We start from the raw sequence: 19,514 nt of genomic DNA on the forward strand, positions 1-19,514 counted from the left end.
GAACCTATGCTGGCCCAACTGACCATCAGTAATTTCGCTATCGTTCGTGAGCTCGACATTGATTTCCAACGCGGCATGACAGCTATCACGGGTGAGACCGGTGCCGGCAAGTCTATCGCCATTGATGCGCTGGGATTGTGTCTGGGCGGTCGTGCTGATGCCGACATGGTGCGTCAGGGAGCCAGCCGGGCTGACCTCTGTGCCCGCTTCCAGCTTAAGTCCTCCCCTTCTGCCCAGCGCTGGCTGGTCGATAATCATCTGGATGAGGGCAACGAGTGCCTGCTGCGCCGGGTGATAAGCGCTGACGGGCGCTCCCGTGGCTTTATCAATGGCACAGCCGTGCCGCTCTCTCAGCTGCGCGACCTCGGCCAGTTGCTGATTCAGATCCATGGTCAGCATGCCCATCAGCTTCTGCTAAAACCTGATCATCAGAAACATCTGCTGGATGCCTATGCCGGTCACGACGATCTGCTGCAGCAAATGCGCGCCAGCTATCAGACCTGGAATCAGAGCTGCCGCACCCTGGCGCTGCATCAGCAGCAGGCGCAGGAACGCGAATCACGTCGCGAGCTGTTGCAGTATCAGTTGAAAGAGCTGAACGACTTCGCACCGCAGCCGGGTGAATATGAGCAGATCGATGAAGAGTACAAGCGTCTGGCTAACAGCGGACAACTGCTGTCGACCAGCCAGCAGGCACTGCAGCTGTTAGCAGACAGCGATGACACGAATCTCAACAGCCTGCTCTACACGGCGCGTGAGATGATTTCTGAACTGACTTCACTGGATGAGAAGCTGAACGGCGTTCACAATCTGCTGGAAGAAGCCGCCATTCAGTTGACCGAAGCCAGCGATGAGCTGCGTCACTACTGTGACAGCCTGGATATGGACCCTAACCGCCTGTATGAGCTGGAAAAGCGTATCTCACGTCAGATCGCGCTGGCCCGTAAGCATCACGTTACGCCGGAAGGCCTACCCGAACTGCATCAGCAATTGCTGGCAGAAGCGGAGCTGCTCTCACAGCATGAAAGCGATCAGGAGAGCCTGCAGTCACTGGTGGGTGAACATTATCAGGCTGCGCTGAAAAGCGCAGAGCAACTGCATCAGCAGCGCAGCCACTTTGCTGACGAACTGCAGCAGCTGATCACCCAGAGTATGCATCTGCTCTCTATGCCGCACGGCCAGTTCAAGATCGCGCTGACCTTTAATCCGGATCAGCTCACGGCAGACGGCGCGAGCCGCGTCGATTTCCAGGTCACCACTAACCCAGGCCAGCCACTGCAGCCTCTGGGCAAAGTGGCTTCCGGTGGTGAACTGTCGCGTATCGCGCTGGCAATTCAGGTGATTACTGCGAAGAAAATGGAAACACCGGCGATGATTTTCGATGAAGTGGATGTCGGCATCAGCGGCCCGACCGCTGCCGTGGTCGGTAAACTGCTGCGTCAGCTGGGTGAATCGACCCAGGTGATGTGTGTGACTCACCTGCCGCAGGTGGCCGGTTGTGGTCATCAGCACTTCTACGTCAGCAAAGAGACCGATGGCGCAATGACTGAAACCCATATGCAGCCACTGGACAAGCGGGCGCGTCTGCAGGAACTGGCGCGACTGTTAGGCGGCAGCGAGGTCACACGCAATACCCTGGCCAACGCAAAAGAACTTTTAGCCGCATAGCCGCGCACTTTTTTAACCCTCCGTGGTCATATGCTTGCTCTGTAGAGGTTTCCAACAGCGAAAAGGTTTATTATCATCGGCACTTATGTCGCCAGAGTAATAAAGCCTGCCGCAGGCAGAGTTCAGATTTTGATGGCAAGAAAGCCGCCTTTAAAAGGCGTTTGGCCCCGGAAAAGGAATGTATAGATGCGCTGTAAAACGCTGACTGCCGCGGCAGTAGTAATGTTGATGATGACCGCCGGATGTTCCACCTTAGAGCGCGTGGTCTACCGTCCTGATATCAACCAGGGGAACTATCTCGTTGCCAACGATGTGGCCAAGATTCATACCGGTATGACACAGCAGCAGGTGGCTTACACGCTCGGTACGCCGATGATGAAAGATCCTTTTGGCAGCAACGTCTGGTATTACGTTTTCCGTCAGGAGCCTGGTCATGAGGGCGTAAAACAGCAGACGCTGACGCTGACTTTTGATGGTAACGGCGTTCTGACTAATATCGACAACAAGCAGAATCTGTCACAGAACAACGACTGATTGCCCGTAAGATTGTCAGAAACAACAGACAGCAAAAAGGCGCACTGAGCGCCTTTTTTATGCCGGGTATCCGCTGTATCTGATGGGATAAGGGCTTATTTTTTGCTTTCTGCCGCTCGTTCTGCGCGCTGCCGGCGTAACTCTTTAGGATCGGCAATCAGCGGACGATAGACTTCGATACGATCGCCCTCATTCACCACATCATCCAGCTTCACTGGCCGACTGTAGATGCCGACCTTGTTACTGGCGAGGTCAATCTCACGACGCAGTTCAAGTAGTCCTGATTTGAGGATGGCCTGTTCAATCGTGCTGCCCTGCTCCACTTTCACATAAAGCTGATACTGCTTTTCAGGCAAGGCATAAACCACCTCGACGGAGATATCAGGCACGGTAAACCTCTTTGGCGCGCTGTGTGAAAGCCTGCACCATGCTGTTGGCCAACTCTTTGAAGATCCGTCCAAAGGCCATCTCTACCAGCATGTTGGTGAACTCGAACTCCAGGCTTAACTCAACCTTGCAGGCGTCATCGCCCAGCGAGACGAACTTCCAGCCGCCAGTCAGCTTGCGGAACGGACCATCAACCAGTTGCATATGGATGCTCTGGTTATCTGTCAGGGTATTGCGGGTGGTAAACGTTTTGCTGATGCCCGCTTTCGACACATCCACAGACGCCGTCATCTGATTCTCAGACGCATCCAGCACGCGGCTTCCGGTGCAACCCGGCAGGAATTGCGGATAGGCATCCACATCATTTACAAGTTGGTACATCTGCCCGGCACTAAACGGGACCAGCGCCGAACGACTAATCTGAGCCATAATGGTTCCTGTTCATCACAAAACCGCTGAATAATAGCATTTTCAGCGATTAAACAAAAATGTCCCCGAGTGAGGGTGTGCTAGAATATCCCGTTTCCTGCCGCCCCGCTGGACTGGGGATGCGATAACCGACTAAGTGATGTAAAATACGCCGCACTATGACAAAGAAAAAAGCACACAAACCCGGTTCTGCCACTGTTGCCATGAACAAACGCGCCCGCCACGAGTACTTCATTGAAGAGGAGTATGAAGCGGGATTGTCGTTACAAGGATGGGAAGTTAAGTCACTTCGTGCCGGTAAAGCCAACATCAGCGACAGCTATATTCTGCTGCGCGATGGCGAAGCCTTTCTGTTCGGTTCAACCTTTCAACCCTTAGCCGTTGCCTCCAGCCATGTGGTCTGTGACCCGACGCGCAGCCGAAAGCTGCTGCTGAAGCAACGTGAACTTGATTCACTGTATGGCCGCGTTAACCGCGAAGGTTACACCATCGTGGCGCTGTCGCTGTACTGGAAAAACGCTTGGTGCAAACTGAAGATTGGTGTTGCACGCGGTAAGAAAGAGCACGACAAGCGCGACGATATCAAAGACCGTGAATGGAAACTGGATAAAGCACGTATCATGAAGAATTCAAAGCGTTAAGCACTGGATTTTGATTTGTTTTGTTGCTAGTATTTGAAGTTCTGGGGCTGATTCTGGACTCGACGGGATTGTGAAGCCTTAGGAGCATGCCGAGGGGCGGTTTGCCTCGTAAAAAGCCGCAAAAAAATAGTCGCAAACGACGAAAACTACGCTTTAGCAGCTTAATAACCTGCTTTTAGCCTTCTCTCCCTAGCTTCCGCTCTTAAGACGGGGATCAAGAGAAGTCAAACCCAAAAGAGATCGCGTGGATGCCTTGCCTGGGGTTGAAGCGTTAAATCCAATCAGGATAGTCTGTTAGTGGCGTGTCTGTTCGCAGCTAACCGGCGAATGTAAAAACTGACTAAGCATGTAGTGCCGACGGTGTAGTAATTTCGGACGCGGGTTCAACTCCCGCCAGCTCCACCAAAATTCTTCAAAGATGGTTCCAGTGCCATCCGCAGAAGTCCTGAAAGCCCGCACGGCAAAAGCCCTGCGGGCTTTTTTGTGTCTGTAACCTTCCGAGGCGATCCGCCTGAATCCAGAGATAATTGGTACACGTTTAGGTACACGCTATAATGTGGGCCAAAAACGTGTACCAATTATGGACGGAAACCAGTCATGGCGCGGATGACACGCCCCCTCACCAACAACGAAATCCTCAAAGCTAAGCCTCAAGAAAAAGACTTCACTCTGCACGATGGTGACGGGCTTTTCATGCTCGTGAAAACATCAGGTAAGAAGCTATGGCGTTTTCGCTATCAACGGCCAAATAGCAGCAGCCGCACAAATCTCAGCCTTGGCTCTTACCCTGCCCTGACGCTCGCTGTTGCACGCCAGATGCGTGACCGATATTTTTCGCTGCTTGCGCAAGGGATCGACCCGCAAAAACAGCAAGAGGAAGTATCAGAGCAACGGCAAATTGAGCTGGATAGCATTTTTTCAGTTGTTGCCGGAAGGTGGTTCCAGCTTAAGAGCAAAAGCGTTACCGAAGATTATGCGAAGGATATTTGGCGATCGCTGGAGAAAGACATCTTCCCTACTATCGGTGAGATTCCTGTTCAAGCGCTCAAAGCCAGGACGATTGTTGAAGCACTAGAGCCAATCAAAGCTCGCGGCGCACTTGAGACTGTTCGCCGGTTAGTGCAGCGCATTAACGAGATTATGATTTTTGCAGTCAACACAGGGTTGATTGATGCGAACCCTGCTTCTGGCGTTGGTATGGCTTTCGAAAAGCCAAAAAAACAGAACATGCCAACATTACGACCGGAAGAACTGCCAAAGCTAATGCGTTCATTGGTGATGTCCAATCTCTCAATCACTACTCGCTGTTTAATTGAGTGGCAACTTCTTACGCTTGTAAGACCATCAGAAGCCTCTGGTACTCAGTGGACTGAAATCGACTTCGATTTAAACCTATGGGTTATTCCAGCAGAGCGCATGAAGGCCAAGCGCGAACATGTCGTTCCTTTATCGAAACAAGCTCTAGATATTCTTGAGGTTATGCGGCCTATCAGTTCTAACCGACAATATGTTTTTCCAAGCCGAAACAATCCCAAAGAGCCAATGAATAGCCAAACTGCGAATGCGGCATTAAAGCGAATAGGTTATGGCGGTAAGTTGGTTGCTCATGGTCTGCGTTCCATAGCGAGCACAGCGCTCAATGAAGCCAGCTTTAATCCTGATGTTATTGAGTCAGCTCTTGCACATTGCGATAAAAACGAAGTCAGGCGAGCCTACAACCGTTCTACTTATCTCGAACAACGTAAAGACATGATGAGTTGGTGGGGCACATTCACTTATAAAAGTTAGCCCAACATGAAGGGAAACCAATTGCGCCCAGGAATCACACAAAGATGCCAGCGCGCAATGCTATCCCCGCCACGCCTGCCCGCTTTATGCACCGCTTTTCATGCAGGTGCATGCTATGGGCCGGGCCGCGCTCTGTATGGCCAGAATGGGAGAAAGCGGTACATGATTTTGCATGCAGATCCATGCACGCTATGCATGCACGGCTCTTTACAAAGCGGCTCGCCAGAAAAAAGGCTTCAGTAAGACAAAGACAGGAATAAAAAAAGCCGCTGGATATGCAGCGGCAGTGTGAGGGATTAATGAATCTGGCGGAATGCAGAACCATAGCGGCCCAGCGTCTGGCGTTTTCTTGCTGGTTCCGGTGATGGTACTGGTATTTTTTCCGGCTGCGGCGGTGCGGTGATCACCTTTGTGATGCTCTCATTCGTCTTGAAAGTACAGGAGCAGTCGAGGTTAGTGCACTGGTGATAACGCTCTTTTACCTGCTCTGACATATAGCGGCTCGATTTGGTATGTGCCGCGCTTTTACAGCAGGGACAGTGCATCATTTCTGGCTGCCCTCCTGAAGTTTTGCACGCTGCGTCCGGATTGATTCAGCCAGCTTCTGCCGGCGCATAGGATGGCGGTAAAGCTCCATATCAATACCCGTAAGCGGCGGGCGATATAGACCAATATTCTCCAGCAGCGGAGCCTCAATTAGTATGCTGTCTGGCAGAGCAGCAGCCGCCCGCGTCAGCGCTTCACCGACCAGATAAGCCACGTCCTTAATACTATCCCGGTCGTCTCCGGCAAACGTCGGGGAAAGCTCTTCACGACGGAGACGCATCTTAATGGCCCACAGCAGCGACGGACTTACGTTACGCAGGGCTGACTGCCAGTTCGCATCCGCGAACCCGGTAAAAGCCTCCCGGTGCGATTCAACATACTCTTTACCACTTCCGCAGCATTTCAGCATCGCCTCCTGCTTATCCAGAGCCAGCTCTTTAAGCAGCCCGCCGAACTCATCGGCCAGTTCACGGCTGGTGATGCGCTGAGAATGTTCGGCGCGCAGCTCGTCAGTGAGATTGCCTCGCAGGTTACGGAAGCTCGTGCGCCAGTTGCTCTCGGCTTCCTTTCCAGCCTTGATGGCTGCCTGCTGCTCTTTTTCACAGCGGGCAATATCGGCGCAGATGCCGTTATAGGCTTTCATTCTTTCGGTATGTTCGGCGCGGGCTTTCTCGAAGCGTTCCAGTGATACAGGTTTCTGTTCAGGCATGGTCATGGTTGTCTCTCATCTTCTGTAAAGGATGAGGCCATTCTGTCGTTTACCACAGGACAGTGCATTTCATTGCTTTCCGCCTGTCGATGAACAGACAAGGGCACAACCGGTGCGAAACAGCCCCTTAAGAGATTATATTTCTTATATAACTGTTCACTGGTATTCACTGAGATAAAAAAGATAATAAATACAGTAGTTAAGGCAGTGAACACTTTAAAAATAAGTATTCACGGAGTATTCACCGGTGTTCACATTCGCTCAGTAATAAGTTTTTTTTGGCGAGCGTTATTCAACGTTATTTCCTTTTAATGATGGAATTTTGATAGTTCCGTACCTCTTTAACTTTTACTGACTGCACTTCACTGCATCACACTGCACCAAATTAAACAAACTGCTTATTTTTCAGGCTAACTTAAGTGGTCACAAGCCAAAACAGGGTTGTTTACACAGCAAAAAATATTCTCAAAATAGGTGGTTACCTGAAGACACTACCGTAACCGGACAGCACCGGCCGGACTCATAATGAGGTAATACCATGCATACATTTTCATCTGTACCGGCCCTCGCCATCCCGGTAACCCGCGATACCGTTTATCCACGTGATCGCTTTATGCGTCTGCCGGAAGTCATCAGCACCTGCGGCCTGTCACGTTCGACCATTTACGATTTAATCAGCCGGGAGCAGTTCCCCTCGCAGATTTCACTTGGCGGTAAGAACGTCGCCTGGCTGGCATCAGAGATTGACGGCTGGATGCAGGCCCGCATCGCGCAGCGTGCTGGAGATGCAGCATGATTACGCTTAATTTCGGCACGAAAACTTACCCCCTCACCCGCGAAGAAGCCGCCTTTGTCGCGGAAAGCCTGACGGCAGCGGTGAGCGGCAAACCCGCCACGGCACCGGCTTTCACCAGCGAGATGCATGGTCATATTTCCGTGCTGAGTCAGAAAGCGAAGCCTGCAAAGCGAAGCGCAAAGAAAGAGGACGGTGAATTCCGATCAAATCCGCAACAATCCGATCACGTCCTGACCGATTGCTGAGGAAAACGCCCCGATGTGTGAAAAAAGCCTTTTCTCTGGCGAGCGATCGTTATACAGTTTTCGCGCTGCAGCAAAATCGGCAGCCGGGCGTAGGAACCCGAGTTACTTCAAGGCGACAATACACGCGCCATGCGTGTTTTTTTATGTCGTTGCCTTAGTGCACCAGCTTTCAGCGTGGCGGTCTGTGAATCGTCATGCCTATCAGGCAATGGTGGCTCAGGCGGGGCAGCCTTCGGGCTGGCCGGTGTCCTTGAAGGCCGGTATTCCTACCCCCGTCTGGGCTACCACCATAGAGTGTAGGAACTCCGGTGGTAGTTATTACAGCTACTTCAAGGAGACTGCCATCTTGGCTACGGTTACTGACACCGCTCATCCCCAATTCACCTTTATTTTCGCCGCCGTGCACCGCACCGATCGCGCTGCCCGTCCCTGCATGCTGCGCTATGCGGCAGAAGACGAGCGCACAGCTCGTGCCAATTTCATTCGTGATTATGTTCTATGCTTTGCTGGCCGCGTGCCGGTAATGGCGGTGGCTGCATGAATACTCTTGCCGCTCGCAGCAACAGCACCTATTCAATTCCACACGCCGATTATCTGCGTCTGCTACATGCTCATTCCGTCGGTGTAACAGTGCTTGATATGTTCGATTCCGTTCATTGCCTCAGCGCTCAAAGCTGCGTACCAGACAGCGCCGCGCTGGCCTCGGTCGTCGCCCTGCTCACCGACCAGCTCGGTAAAGTCGTTGAAACCTGTGAATCTCGCATGTTAGCCACGGAGGCCCGCCATGATGACCGTTAATCACTCCTGCCTGCCCGTTGAGATACGCACCGCCGTTTACCGCCGCGCGCTGGCGCAGGGCTACCTGAACGCATGTAAAAGCCTCGGCATCACAGTCTCCGCCACGCTTGATGAGTTGCAGATGACCATTGCCCTTGAGCTGGAAAGCTTCTATTTACGCCGTCACGGCCCCGATGCGGGCATGGAGATGGCCTGCACCATGCTGGGCGATATGCTTGAGCCTGACCTGCTGACCGCGCCGCCGCGCCTGACACGACTTGGCGCAACCATGATGGATGAACTGTTTTGCAGCCAGCTTGCCGCGACTCGCCGCGCCACGTTGCACTAAGGGAGAACCAGCAGGTGAAACACATTGTCTCTGACACGGTAAAAGCGGCCGCCGGATTCTGGCCGCAACTGCTGCCCGCGCTCGGCATCAGCATTCACGCCAGCGGCAGACACGGCGCATGCCCGGTTTGCGGCGGCAAAGATCGCTTCCGTTTTGACAATCAGGACGGGCGCGGGACGTGGCACTGCAACCAGTGCGGAGCCGGTGACGGCCTGAATCTGGTAGAAAAGGCGTTCGACGTCAGCGCCAAAGAGGCGGCGCTCAAAATTGCCGATTTGCTCGGCGCACTGCCACCGACATCAAAAGTTGTACCGGTGAAGACAGAAATGAATGCCGTTGCGCAATCCGACGCCGCCGCACGGGCGCAGAAACTGATCGCCGCCGCCGTCAGCCGCACGGATAACGCCTACTTATTGTCAAAAGGGCTGCACAGCACCCACGCGTTAACGCTGGCTGCCGGTCTGCGCTGTGGCGGTATCAGTTTTGCAGTTGGCGATCTGCTTGTGCCACTGACCGACGAAAGCGGTAACACCGTTAACATCCAGCTTATTAGCGCGGCTGGCGACAAGCGCACCCTGCCCGGCGGGCAGGTGAAAGGCGCTTATCACCTTGCGGGCGAACCTGACAGCAAAACGCTGTGGCTCACCGAAGGTTATGCAACCGGCCTGACGGTTCAGCGTCTCACCGGGCAACCGGTTTATGTTGCGCTCAGCGCAAATAATCTGACGTCACTTGCCGCACTGCTGCGTAAAGCAAATCCAGATGCTCTGATACTGATTGCAGCCGATCGCGACGACAACGGCACAGGCCAGTTAAAGGCAGAGGAAGCCGCGAAAGCCTGCAAAGGCAAAGCCGCTTTACCGCCAGAATCCGGCGATTGGAACGACGTCTGGCAGGCACATGGCGACATCACGACGCAGGCGCTTCTCACTGCCTATACTCAGCCCCATAAACCAAGCCCGTTTGAGTCCGTAAGCGAGGCAGACCTTAAAGCCATGAGCGCCAGTGAAAAGGCGGAGCTGCTGGTCGCTCACTACGGACAGGCGCTGGCCGTTCCGCCCGTCGGGGAGGAAATTTGTCGCTATGAGAACGGCGCGTGGCAGGTGATGCCGGTGCAGATGCTGCGCCGCGAAATCGCCGCGCTGTTTCAGAAGGTGCGCGCACCATTCTCAGCAGCCGGAATCGGCAGCGTACTCGATACGCTTAAGCTGATGGTGCCACAGATGGGCGAACCGCCGCGACGCCTGATTGGTTTTCGTAACGGCGTTTTCGATACGATTAACGGCACATTCTGCCCGCACCGCCGCGAGAACTGGCTGCGCACGGTCAACAGTGTGGACTTCTCTGCGCCGCGTCCCGGCGAAAATCTCGCAGACCACGCGCCCCACTTTTACCACTGGTTAACGCGGGCGGCCGGACATAATAACGACAAGCAGGATCGCATCCTCGCGGCGTTATTTATGGTACTGGCAAACCGCTACGACTGGCAGATGTTCCTAGAGGTAACTGGTCCAGGTGGAAGCGGGAAAAGTGTTTTAGCGTCGATCGCCACGCTGCTCGCTGGCCACGATAACACCACGTCTGCCACCATTGATACGCTGGAATCATCACGGGAACGCGCCAGCGTGGTCGGGTTCTCGCTGATTATTCTGCCCGATCAAGAGAAGTGGAGCGGCGACGGCGCGGGGATTAAGGCGATTACAGGCGGCGATGCGGTCGCCATCGATCCCAAGTATCGCGATCCCTACTCAACTCAAATACCGGCGGTGATTCTGGCGGTGAATAACAACCCAATGCGTTTCAGCGATCGCAGCGGTGGTGTTTCGCGTCGCCGGGTAATCCTGACCTTCCCGGAGGTGATACCGGCCAAAGAGCGCGATCCAGAGTTGCTGGACAAAATCAGCGCCGAGCTGGCCGTCATTGTGCGCCACCTGATGCAGCGCTTCGCGTCACCCGATGAAGCGCGCGAGCTTTTGCAGGCGCAGCAGTCATCCGGCGAAGCGCTTGAAATCAAGCGACAAGCGGATCCGCTGGTTGATTTCTGTGGCTACCTGATGCCTTTAAGCACCCCGAACGGGCTGTTCATAGGTAATGCCAATATTCGCCCCATAAACCCGAAGCGCTATCTTTACCATGCTTATTTGTCGTTTATGGAATCGCGCGGCCATCAGCACCCGCTCAGCCTTACAGCCTTCGGTCAGGCGGTGCCTCAGACGTTGAAAGAGTATGAGCGCGTGCTGCTCAAGCGCCGCACCAATAACGGCATACAAACTAACCTAACGTTACATGAGGACAGCGAGGCAGATTGGCTACCAGCGTGTAGCGTCTGAAAACATCATTCCACGTAAACCGGCTTAGGCCGGTTTTGTATAATTACCCCTACAAATAGCCTGCAACCTCAGCTACAGAGCAAGACACTGACAATGACTACGCAGCGCGGTTAAGCCCTATAAGGGTATGAGAAATTTGCAGGAATATTTATATAATCCTTAAACTGTAGCGTAGGCAATACCACACCAATTTTAGTTCCCTACTACCGCAGGCCTTTACATAAATCACCATGCCGTATATGTTTATCAAGCCAATAGCATTCATAAGATAGTAAAATGTTTAGGTAGTGTTATTTACCTATACCTTCAAAATTTTACTTAGCAGCGGCCAATTTAGAGACGTTGCGCGTAGGGATGACCCGCTATGATCGAATCAATTAGTCTCTCCAACATCGCTACTTACCGTGCTGATAAATCAGAAGTTATTAATCTGAAAAAGATTAATTTCATTTATGGCGCAAATGGAGCGGGCAAGACCACCATCAGCCGACTTATAGATAAGCCTAGCCTTTCCATTGACTCAAGCATTACATGGCTCAGAAATATGCCAATGCCAGCAATGATTTATAATAATGACTTCATCACTGCCAACTTTTCAGAATCCAAAGAGTTTCAGGGAGTATTTACACTTGGTAAAGCTGAGAAAGTTCAACTCGATCGCTTAAAAGCTCTTAAAGATGAAAAAAAGCGCTATGAACAGTTGAGGGCAAAGTTAATCACCACTCTTGATGGTGAAGATGGAAAGCCCGGAAAAAATGCTGAGTTGAATTCTTTGGAAACAAAGCTAGTAAGCAGGTGCTGGGAACAAAAAGTAAAGCATGATGAGTATTTCAAAGGGGCATTCACAGGCTTAAGGAATAATAAAGAAGCATTCAAAGCAAGGGTCCTTCAGGAACTTGATAATAACGAATCCCCTTTGGTTGATTTGTTTGATCTTAAGGCTAGAGCTGAAATTTTATATGGCGAACAACCTTCAAAAATAGATCTTGTTTCGCCCTTGGATCTGTCGCGACTGATAGCATTCGAGAAAAGTCCGGTATTAGTTAAGAAAGTGGTAGGTAAAAACGATGTCAGTATATCCGCGATTATTCAGCGATTAGGTAATAGTGACTGGGTTAGGCATGGTATGAGATTTTTGGAGCATACGGACGAACAATGTCCGTTCTGTCAGCAAAATCTTCCCCACGACTTCGAGAAGGAACTTACTGACTACTTCGACGAGACTTTTGAGGCTGATTCGAAGGCTGTCTTTACCCTGCGTAATAATTACTTCCAAATTTCTGGGGATATTTTGGAACAGGCACATGCTTTGTTAGAATTGAATTGCATTGAACTAGATAAGGAAAAACTTAATTCTAAAATTTCAGCACTGGATGCTATTGTACTTGTTAATAAAGGGCGAATGGAGAATAAAATCACCACTCCGAGCGTTGAGGTATCTCTTGAGGGGCTTGAGGATATTCAGGCAGACATTTCTTCTATTATTAAATTAGCCAATGCAAAAATAAGCGAAAAAAACCGCCTGGTTTCAAGCTTCACCGCTGAGCAACGGAAGCTTACTGCAGAAGTGTGGAAATATATTATCGATGCCGAACTAAAAAACACGTTGACTGATTACACCACTGATAAAAGTAAGTTACAAAAATCTATTTCTGGCATCACATTGAGCCGAGATAAAGCCACGGAAGATATTAACGCTGCTGATGTCGAAATCAATAAGATTGAGGCGGAACTTACAAGCGTAAAACCGACAGTAATTGCTATAAATAAAATTTTAAAGAATTTTGGATTTCTCAGTTTTTCTTTAGATCCTGCATGTGCGGATAATTCTTATAGAATCATTCGGGCGGATGGGAGGAATGCAAAGCAAACATTGAGCGAAGGTGAAAAGACATTTGTAACTTTCCTTTATTTCTATCACCTTCTTAGAGGAAGTATTACGACTTCCGGTATCACCGCCGATCGGATTGTGGTCATCGATGATCCTGTTTCTAGCCTTGATAGTGATGTGTTATTTATCGTAAGTAGTTTGATCAAGGAGCTTTTTACTGAGGTTAGAAAACATGGTAGCCATCTTAAACAAGTTGTGGTACTTACTCACAACGTGCATTTCCACAAAGAGGTCGCATACGATCAGCGCCGTAACGCTAATACATCTCTTGCTGACGAGACATTTTGGATTGTCCGCAAACCTAATGAACATTCGGTAATTGAGTTCCATCCTAGCAATCCAATCAAGAATTCTTATCAACTACTTTGGGCTGAGCTGAATAAGACACCGATGCCAGTCCTGACGTTGCAGAATACAATGCGACGGATTTTGGAGAACTATTTCAAAATTTTAGGTGGTGTCGATACGTACCACTTGGTCGATAAGTTTGAAGGCATTGAAAAGACACAGTGCCAGTCCTTGATGAGTTGGGTGAATGATGGATCGCATTACGCTCCTGATGAGCTTTATGTAGCCATTAGTGACAATATGGCAGCGAGCTATCTGAAAATTTTCTTCAAGATATTTAAGGCGGCTAAGCATGATGCGCATTACCGAATGATGATGGGTGATTCATTTGTTGATCTAGATCCGGAAGAGATTTCAGAGCAGCAAGACATGGATGGTATTAATGAAGATAGTAAAGTTTTAATTGATGATGTTAATGTAATAGAAAAATCTGCTCTAGTACAGACTGCATTCAAGTCTGATATTGAGCAGCCTAGATTTGACCAAGATATGCCATTTTGAAGCCTTATGCTTTGAAGCATATAAATGGAAAAATCCATCGACTAGTTCAGGTTCGAAACTGAAACAACAAGCTTAATGAAAAAAGATATACTTATTAACAAATTCCGATTATGAAAGAGTAGAAGAGACTTGCGCCGCAATATCCTCAATAAATGAGAAGCGGCATTTAACTATACATACGCAAAGTTTGCACAACTCAAGTGAATTAATAATCATACTATTGTTTCAAAATTCCAACAAATGATCAAAAACTTTGTGCTAGCCTGAAAATATACTTTCATTTTTACAACTAAAGAATCGTGCTGATTTTCATAAACCATACCCAAAAATGAAATATTATTCAAATAAGATAAGGACTACAAATGACAAAAACCATATCAGTTTTCAATAACAAAGGTGGTGTTGGTAAAACCACTATAATTTGGAATCTTGCTGTATCGTTATCAGATAAAGGAAAAAGTGTTTTATTAATAGACTTCGATCCACAATGCAATCTTTCTATTGCATGTATTGGCGATGAAGAGTTTTCTGAATTATTAGTTTCTTCTGATGATTTTCCTTTTGGAAAAACAGTCAAAGCATTCGCTTTACCTTACATACAACAGAATACTATAGGTGAAGTATATACAACCGAGCCAAAAACTAAGACAGATGCAGGTGTTTTGCATATTGTTCCTGGTGATTTCTGGCTTAATACATTTTCCGACATTTTGAACGTCGGTACTGATGTTATAAGTGGCGCAGGCTTATATCGTTTTATTTTACCAGCATTGATAACTCAAAAAGCATCAGAAAGAAATGAAGTTAATTATGATTATGTCTTAATTGATTTACCTCCCTCATTTAATACACTCGTCAGATCATCCTTATACTGCTCGGACTACTTCTTAGTTCCATGCACACCTGATTTATTCTCTTCATATTGTGTAGGGCTGATTGGTGAAATGTTGCCATCATTTATACGTGATTGGGAACAGGGTAAGGAAAGATATTTAGCTGGCAATCCTCGCGATAACATGGTGTCTCAAAAAGGAATGCCAAAATTTGGTGGTTGGATATTCAATGGCTTTGATACGAGAAAGCAAAATGGTATCAAACAAGAAGTTGGTGCAGACGCCGTTCATCATCGCTCAATAAGAAAAGCTATCGAAGAAAATATGATCCCACAGCTTTCACGGATTTCATCATACGAAGCGGTTCCAGATTTTACTGATTATGAACCAGTTGGAAAGATTGAGGACCTCAATGTTATGGCTCCTGATAGTATTATCCAGAATATTCCCATTCGCTATCTGTCTCGAGTTAGACCCACAAATGCTCTACGTGGCAGAGGGCAATGGGCGATTAACCAAATTGATCTCATGAATGAGATGGCTGATGAATATGATAAATTGGCTGATCACATAATAAACAGCTTTTAACATTAAAAAAAAGTGCACCATCTAAAATGGTGCACTTTAAAGAAGTTAATTAAGTTATTTTATAATAATCACACAAAAATGCCAGCGAATATAAACTAGTGCAAGTAAATAAGAATGTCATGGGGTTAGTGGTGAGCAGCTGAGGACACAGAGATGAAAATCGCCAGCACGCGGCACATTTTAACATCCCTCCACGCTCACCAGTTTCGAGCGTTTTGTTTCATTCGTCGAGGTGATCACCCCTAGTGCACACTTTTGTACATCTTGTCTAAAACCATTCACTAACTAATAGAATGAATTTATTGAATAAAAATCAAATGTGAACAGTGTGAACACTTTCCCCTAAAATCATTTTATTTTGGATTTAGCGCCGAGCATTCGGTATCCTAACGCAGTCGTTCCGGGGTATAAGATCCAATAATTGGTACACGTTTAGGTACACGCAACAAAGTTGAATTAGATAAAAACCACTAAATACATTGGATTGCGAGATTTATTCAGATTCCGCCAGCCCAAAATTCTTTCGCGGCGATACCAGAATTGTCCGCTGAAGTCCTGATAGCCCGCACGGCACAAGCCCTGCGGGCTTTTTTGTGTCCATAGCAGTCCACTGAGAGTGGCTAGAATCCACGCCATGTGACACCCTGTTTTGGACCCAACGCCCATGGGTCCAAAATCTGAGGGTCCGAACATGCCGAAAGTCGTCACTAAACTCAATGATACTCAAATCAAAAACACTAAGCCTGCCGATAAGGAAGTGAACCTCCTCAATGGTTACGGCTTGTTTTTGCGTATATCGCCAACCGTGAAAGGTGGCAAGAAAAACTGGTACTTCAGATATGCGGTTCCCGTAACTAAGAAACTAACGAAAATGAGTTCGGGTACTTACCCTCACATTCGCGCAAGATAGCTCTCTCAGAGATCAGTACCTTGCCCTACTCGCACAGCAGATTGATCCGCAAACGCATAAGACCGACAAAGCGAATGCATTAAAAGCGTCCACTGAACACACCTTGTAGGTGGTGGCAAGAAAGTGGCTGGAAGAGAAGAAAAGAACGTCAGTGATTTTAGAAGATCATGTAGCTGATATCTGGCGTAGCCTTGAACGTAACGTCTTCCCTGGATTGAATAATGTTCCGATTAAAGAGATTCGGCCCAAACTCTTGAAGCATCAGCTTGATCCAATCGAACAGCGCGGGGGGTCTTGAAACCTTAAGGCGCATTATTTCGCGACTAAATGAAATTTTTCGTTGAATAGCTACCAAGGAACTGATTGAGTTCAATCCCGTTGATATCTTTGCAGAGCGCCTTCTAAAATCTAAAAAGCAAAATATGCCAGCACTACCTCCCTCAGAATTACCAGGCTTTTTGGTTACATGTAATTTTAAAAGCACATATTTAATGCGGAAATGTTAGCATTAGAGAACTATTGCTAAAAATTAAAAAACCAGAAGACTTACAAATACCTGTCCGTTTTGTATAGAGCTTGGGTAATGAGTTACAATCAGACTATCGTAAGACAAATAAATAACATTCATTATGAATAAAAAGCAAATCGAAGAAATGCTTTTAAAAGAAGGGTTTACACCAAAAGAAGTCTCTGTGATACGCCAGCATGCTGATAAAAACGGTTATCCTTATCCCTGGCTCCTTTCACAGTTAAAGAAAAGATTCATAGCTGCAATGATATTAATAGCTATCCTTCTCGCAGGACTCATTTATACCATTCGCAGCGGTACACAAGAAAACCTTGTATCTTATTCGCTAACACTGTTAGCAGGCTTCACAATTCTGTATATTTTTATCCCGTTGAAGCCCGCATACAAAGCATTTAAATTTTCGCGAAAACACTCTCATATTTTATAAAGTCGATAATGAACATTTTGATTTATTTATTTAATCGAAGAGTCGCACTGCCTCTTCCCCCTACTGCAATACATTCACCACTAGAGACATCTATATAATATTTAACTGGATTAGGCATACTTTCCATCATCCATGGAAGATCTTCAGAAAATTTTAAATCTGAGGTTGAAATAACCCAAACAGATTTGCCATCAAAAGACGATCTCACAGCCTCATGAAAACGTTCGTCCCAACCATAACCTGTTTCCCTTGCATATTCTTTGGCAATTTCAACAGCTTTGTTTTGCGATATCATTGCTGAACTCCATACCAAACATTATACATCAACCCTCCAACCACTACTGGACCCAAAAGAATACCTGCAGTTTCATGCCGCAATAATGTATAGGTAATTTCGTAAGTATTTCCAAGAGGGAATTTGAAGCCTTCAATGATATACTCCCTACTCATCCCTCTTGCCCTTAATAAGCCAATAGTTTCAGCAAGTGACTCTTCCAGGTATCGTAATATATATGATTTATTATATGCGCTTTGTCTCATGAAAACCCTAAGTTCTCTAAATAAATAGAACTTAGGCGCAATTGCCATGTGTACCTGTTCATGATAAAGAGTTGAAAGCATCTGCAAATATGCGTCATCTTTCGACATTGCGCCAGGATAGTAGTTGCGTCCTACTTCTACGTCCCCCCAGGGTTTTGTGCGTCCCTGAACGACGTCACTATGCTTTGTAATTTTTATCTTAGGAGTATAACGCCAGCCTCCATTGCGAGGCAGGTTCATTTGCCTTCCAATATCGCTGCTGTATATGGGCATTTTTACTCCCCTGAAAGGAGTCTTAAATGTATCACCAGGCTTCTTCTTCAAAAGAAGTGCGAGGACAGTATTAACGCCTATCAGAGTGATCGCGTCTGCTAAATCCTTAGCAGCAACGTCAAGATCTCCTTCGCTACGAGCTGCGTTAGTCTTCGTGGCAAAATCAAACAACTTCTTAGCCGCTTCAAGCGCTACACCCCCTACTGCTACCCAACCTACAATGAGAAGCACTAAATCAGCGATTTCACCAATCCCAAAAAAGTGCGCACCAGCCCAAACCACGATGACCCCCGCCATAGTTGCTAATGCTGAGGGGGTGACCATAGCAAGAAGCTGTTGACCTACGTCAGAGGGTAAGAGCACTGCCGCTTTAGAGATGACTAGCTGTAGCCTTGACTGTATATCGCCAAGGATAACTTCCATTCTCTATCCTCAGTTATATGTTAAGCTGCCTGCAGAATAACTCTTGAATACTGCATTATCCAGTAGTTTTGCTTATCATATTTGTTTGACCTGATCGAAGAATAGATATCCACTTATCATTTAGTTTTTAAAAAATTTATTAAAAATGACAGAATTAAAATAATCATTTAAATTAAAAATCCAACAAAACCCTCAATAATAAAAACGTTTAAATCCGAAAGAAATGTAATGATAGTTGATATTAAATTTAAGAAAGCAAACAAAAGGCAATCACGATATTTCTATATTCCTAACTGAAGGTTTTATCTGATACTGGGAGCAGGTCAAAATCTACCCTGTCGCTCCATAGTGCATGAATGCTCTACAGTAGGACTGGCATGATATTCAAGTTATGCAGGCAATACAGCAAAAGCTGTAAAATCCTTAAAATCAGGTGGTTACATAGGAATGGGGTTTGCCTTTGCTGGAATCATGAAAGACCTAGTCAATGCCAGTGTGAAAGGACGTTAGAGCGAATGTAAAAGAACTGCATTCAAAGAGTATGGTAAGTTTGGTGCTTCGTCCTTAACGGGTGTGGGAGCTGGTGCAGCCGGTGCTTTCGCAGGTTTAGGTGTATACGCAGTAATAGGGATCGCCACAGCAGGAACCGGCGCGGTAGTCTGCGCTGCTGTTGGCTCAATAGCTGCGGGCTATGTAGGTGCTAAAGCGAGTGATTCTGTAATGGATACTATCTATGAATACATGGGAATTTGAGAAATGAAATCGGTCCTGATGGTCTTGCTTATGCTTCCTTTAGTTTGCTTAGTAGTAAGTGTTCTTTTGTATCTGATTAACAGATCCCGTTACCAGGAATTGATCTCAGACTTCCAAAAAAATCATACACTTCCCACCCCTTACTTGTTGCACTGCAATATGGGATATATAGGTTCACCTCTAATGACATATTTTTTTATGCGATTAAAACAAAACAAAAAAATCTTATTTTTAAACAGGAGCGATAATGCTTATAGTTTTGCACATGAAAGTCAAAATCTAAAAAAGATAAATACTCT

Annotated in this window: 19 protein-coding genes, 1 other RNA gene and 1 pseudogene; 15 read left to right on the forward strand and 6 right to left on the reverse strand. The window is 47.5% G+C overall.

Going from position 1 to position 19,514, the window contains the following annotated elements; all coding sequences use genetic code 11:
• Nucleotides 1–6: 6 nt before the first annotated feature.
• Together recN and bamE are read left to right on the forward strand one after the other, a co-directional pair.
• Nucleotides 7–1,668 carry a DNA repair protein RecN gene (gene recN, locus P2R09_RS16500; RefSeq protein WP_003848580.1) on the forward strand — a complete coding sequence of 554 codons (1,662 nt, stop codon included), beginning with the start codon at nucleotides 7–9 and terminating at the stop codon, nucleotides 1,666–1,668.
• A 186-nt stretch (nucleotides 1,669–1,854) separates the two neighbouring features.
• On the forward strand, nucleotides 1,855–2,202 hold the full coding sequence (gene bamE / locus P2R09_RS16505; RefSeq protein WP_003848578.1) for an outer membrane protein assembly factor BamE: 348 nt from the start codon (nucleotides 1,855–1,857) through the stop codon (nucleotides 2,200–2,202).
• Between the two features lie 95 nt (nucleotides 2,203–2,297).
• Here bamE and P2R09_RS16510 read toward each other — a convergent pair whose 3' ends face one another.
• Nucleotides 2,298–2,591 carry an RnfH family protein gene (locus tag P2R09_RS16510; RefSeq protein ID WP_008926723.1) on the reverse strand — a complete coding sequence of 98 codons (294 nt, stop codon included), beginning with the start codon at nucleotides 2,589–2,591 and terminating at the stop codon, nucleotides 2,298–2,300.
• The gene (locus tag P2R09_RS16515) at nucleotides 2,584–3,018 is read right to left on the reverse strand and encodes a type II toxin-antitoxin system RatA family toxin (RefSeq protein ID WP_008926724.1); all 435 of its coding nucleotides are present in this window, start codon (nucleotides 3,016–3,018) and stop codon (nucleotides 2,584–2,586) included. The genes P2R09_RS16510 and P2R09_RS16515 overlap by 8 nt, the downstream gene beginning before the upstream one ends.
• A 158-nt stretch (nucleotides 3,019–3,176) precedes the next feature.
• Here P2R09_RS16515 and smpB point away from each other — a divergent pair, with 158 nt between their 5' ends.
• The 3 genes from smpB to P2R09_RS16530 all read left to right on the forward strand — a co-directional run bounded on the left by smpB (nucleotide 3,177) and on the right by P2R09_RS16530 (nucleotide 5,447).
• Nucleotides 3,177–3,659: an SsrA-binding protein SmpB gene (gene smpB / locus P2R09_RS16520; protein ID WP_003848573.1), complete on the forward strand. Its 483-nt coding sequence runs from the start codon at nucleotides 3,177–3,179 to the stop codon at nucleotides 3,657–3,659.
• Between the two features lie 43 nt (nucleotides 3,660–3,702).
• Nucleotides 3,703–4,064: a transfer-messenger RNA gene (ssrA, locus tag P2R09_RS16525) on the forward strand.
• Between the two features lie 192 nt (nucleotides 4,065–4,256).
• The gene (locus tag P2R09_RS16530; RefSeq protein WP_275771319.1) at nucleotides 4,257–5,447 is read left to right on the forward strand and encodes an integrase domain-containing protein; all 1,191 of its coding nucleotides are present in this window, start codon (nucleotides 4,257–4,259) and stop codon (nucleotides 5,445–5,447) included.
• Nucleotides 5,448–5,743: 296 nt separating this feature from the next.
• Here the strand turns inward: P2R09_RS16530 and P2R09_RS16535 are convergent, their stop codons facing one another.
• Nucleotides 5,744–5,995, reverse strand: a complete 252-nt coding sequence (locus P2R09_RS16535) for an ogr/Delta-like zinc finger family protein (RefSeq protein WP_275771321.1) — start codon at nucleotides 5,993–5,995, stop codon at nucleotides 5,744–5,746.
• Nucleotides 5,992–6,708 carry a hypothetical protein gene (locus P2R09_RS16540; protein ID WP_275771323.1) on the reverse strand — a complete coding sequence of 239 codons (717 nt, stop codon included), beginning with the start codon at nucleotides 6,706–6,708 and terminating at the stop codon, nucleotides 5,992–5,994. The genes P2R09_RS16535 and P2R09_RS16540 overlap by 4 nt, the downstream gene beginning before the upstream one ends.
• Nucleotides 6,709–7,240: 532 nt before the next feature.
• Between P2R09_RS16540 and P2R09_RS16545 the strand changes: the two genes are divergently transcribed.
• The 10 genes and pseudogenes from P2R09_RS16545 (at nucleotide 7,241) to P2R09_RS16590 (ending at nucleotide 17,226) form a co-directional block, all read left to right on the forward strand.
• Entirely contained in the window at nucleotides 7,241–7,498 is a 258-nt protein-coding gene (locus P2R09_RS16545) for an AlpA family transcriptional regulator (protein WP_275771325.1), read from the forward strand.
• A complete protein-coding gene (locus P2R09_RS16550; protein WP_275771327.1) occupies nucleotides 7,495–7,743 on the forward strand; it encodes a hypothetical protein in 249 nt (82 codons plus the stop codon). The genes P2R09_RS16545 and P2R09_RS16550 overlap by 4 nt, the downstream gene beginning before the upstream one ends.
• Before the next feature lie 13 nt (nucleotides 7,744–7,756).
• Nucleotides 7,757–8,284, forward strand: coding sequence for a host cell division inhibitor Icd-like protein (locus tag P2R09_RS16555; RefSeq protein ID WP_275771329.1), 528 nt, complete (start codon nucleotides 7,757–7,759; stop codon nucleotides 8,282–8,284).
• On the forward strand, nucleotides 8,281–8,541 hold the full coding sequence (locus P2R09_RS16560) for a hypothetical protein (RefSeq protein ID WP_275771331.1): 261 nt from the start codon (nucleotides 8,281–8,283) through the stop codon (nucleotides 8,539–8,541). The genes P2R09_RS16555 and P2R09_RS16560 overlap by 4 nt, the downstream gene beginning before the upstream one ends.
• The gene (locus P2R09_RS16565) at nucleotides 8,528–8,869 is read left to right on the forward strand and encodes a DUF5375 family protein (RefSeq protein ID WP_275771333.1); all 342 of its coding nucleotides are present in this window, start codon (nucleotides 8,528–8,530) and stop codon (nucleotides 8,867–8,869) included. Before P2R09_RS16560 ends, P2R09_RS16565 begins: the two co-directional genes overlap by 14 nt.
• Before the next feature lie 14 nt (nucleotides 8,870–8,883).
• A complete protein-coding gene (locus tag P2R09_RS16570; RefSeq protein ID WP_275771336.1) occupies nucleotides 8,884–11,199 on the forward strand; it encodes a primase-like DNA-binding domain-containing protein in 2,316 nt (771 codons plus the stop codon).
• 364 nt (nucleotides 11,200–11,563) lie between these two features.
• Nucleotides 11,564–13,939, forward strand: coding sequence for an AAA family ATPase (locus P2R09_RS16575; protein WP_275771338.1), 2,376 nt, complete (start codon nucleotides 11,564–11,566; stop codon nucleotides 13,937–13,939).
• Between the two features lie 362 nt (nucleotides 13,940–14,301).
• The gene (locus P2R09_RS16580; RefSeq protein ID WP_275771341.1) at nucleotides 14,302–15,360 is read left to right on the forward strand and encodes an AAA family ATPase; all 1,059 of its coding nucleotides are present in this window, start codon (nucleotides 14,302–14,304) and stop codon (nucleotides 15,358–15,360) included.
• Between the two features lie 691 nt (nucleotides 15,361–16,051).
• A pseudogene (locus P2R09_RS16585) lies at nucleotides 16,052–16,731 on the forward strand (integrase arm-type DNA-binding domain-containing protein); the annotation flags it as partial.
• Between the two features lie 168 nt (nucleotides 16,732–16,899).
• On the forward strand, nucleotides 16,900–17,226 hold the full coding sequence (locus P2R09_RS16590) for a hypothetical protein (protein WP_275771344.1): 327 nt from the start codon (nucleotides 16,900–16,902) through the stop codon (nucleotides 17,224–17,226).
• A 22-nt stretch (nucleotides 17,227–17,248) separates the two neighbouring features.
• Here the strand turns inward: P2R09_RS16590 and P2R09_RS16595 are convergent, their stop codons facing one another.
• Nucleotides 17,249–17,521 (reverse strand): hypothetical protein, encoded by a 273-nt coding sequence (locus P2R09_RS16595; RefSeq protein WP_140033132.1) that lies wholly within the window; start codon nucleotides 17,519–17,521, stop codon nucleotides 17,249–17,251.
• Complete coding sequence (locus P2R09_RS16600) at nucleotides 17,518–18,462, reverse strand: hypothetical protein (RefSeq protein ID WP_275771347.1); 945 nt, start codon at nucleotides 18,460–18,462, stop codon at nucleotides 17,518–17,520. The genes P2R09_RS16595 and P2R09_RS16600 overlap by 4 nt, the downstream gene beginning before the upstream one ends.
• Between the last annotated feature and the right edge of the window lie 1,052 nt (nucleotides 18,463–19,514).

The organism is Pantoea sp. Cr_R13 (assembly GCF_029222565.1).
GTDB classification, from domain to species: Bacteria; Pseudomonadota; Gammaproteobacteria; order Enterobacterales; family Enterobacteriaceae; genus Pantoea; species Pantoea eucalypti.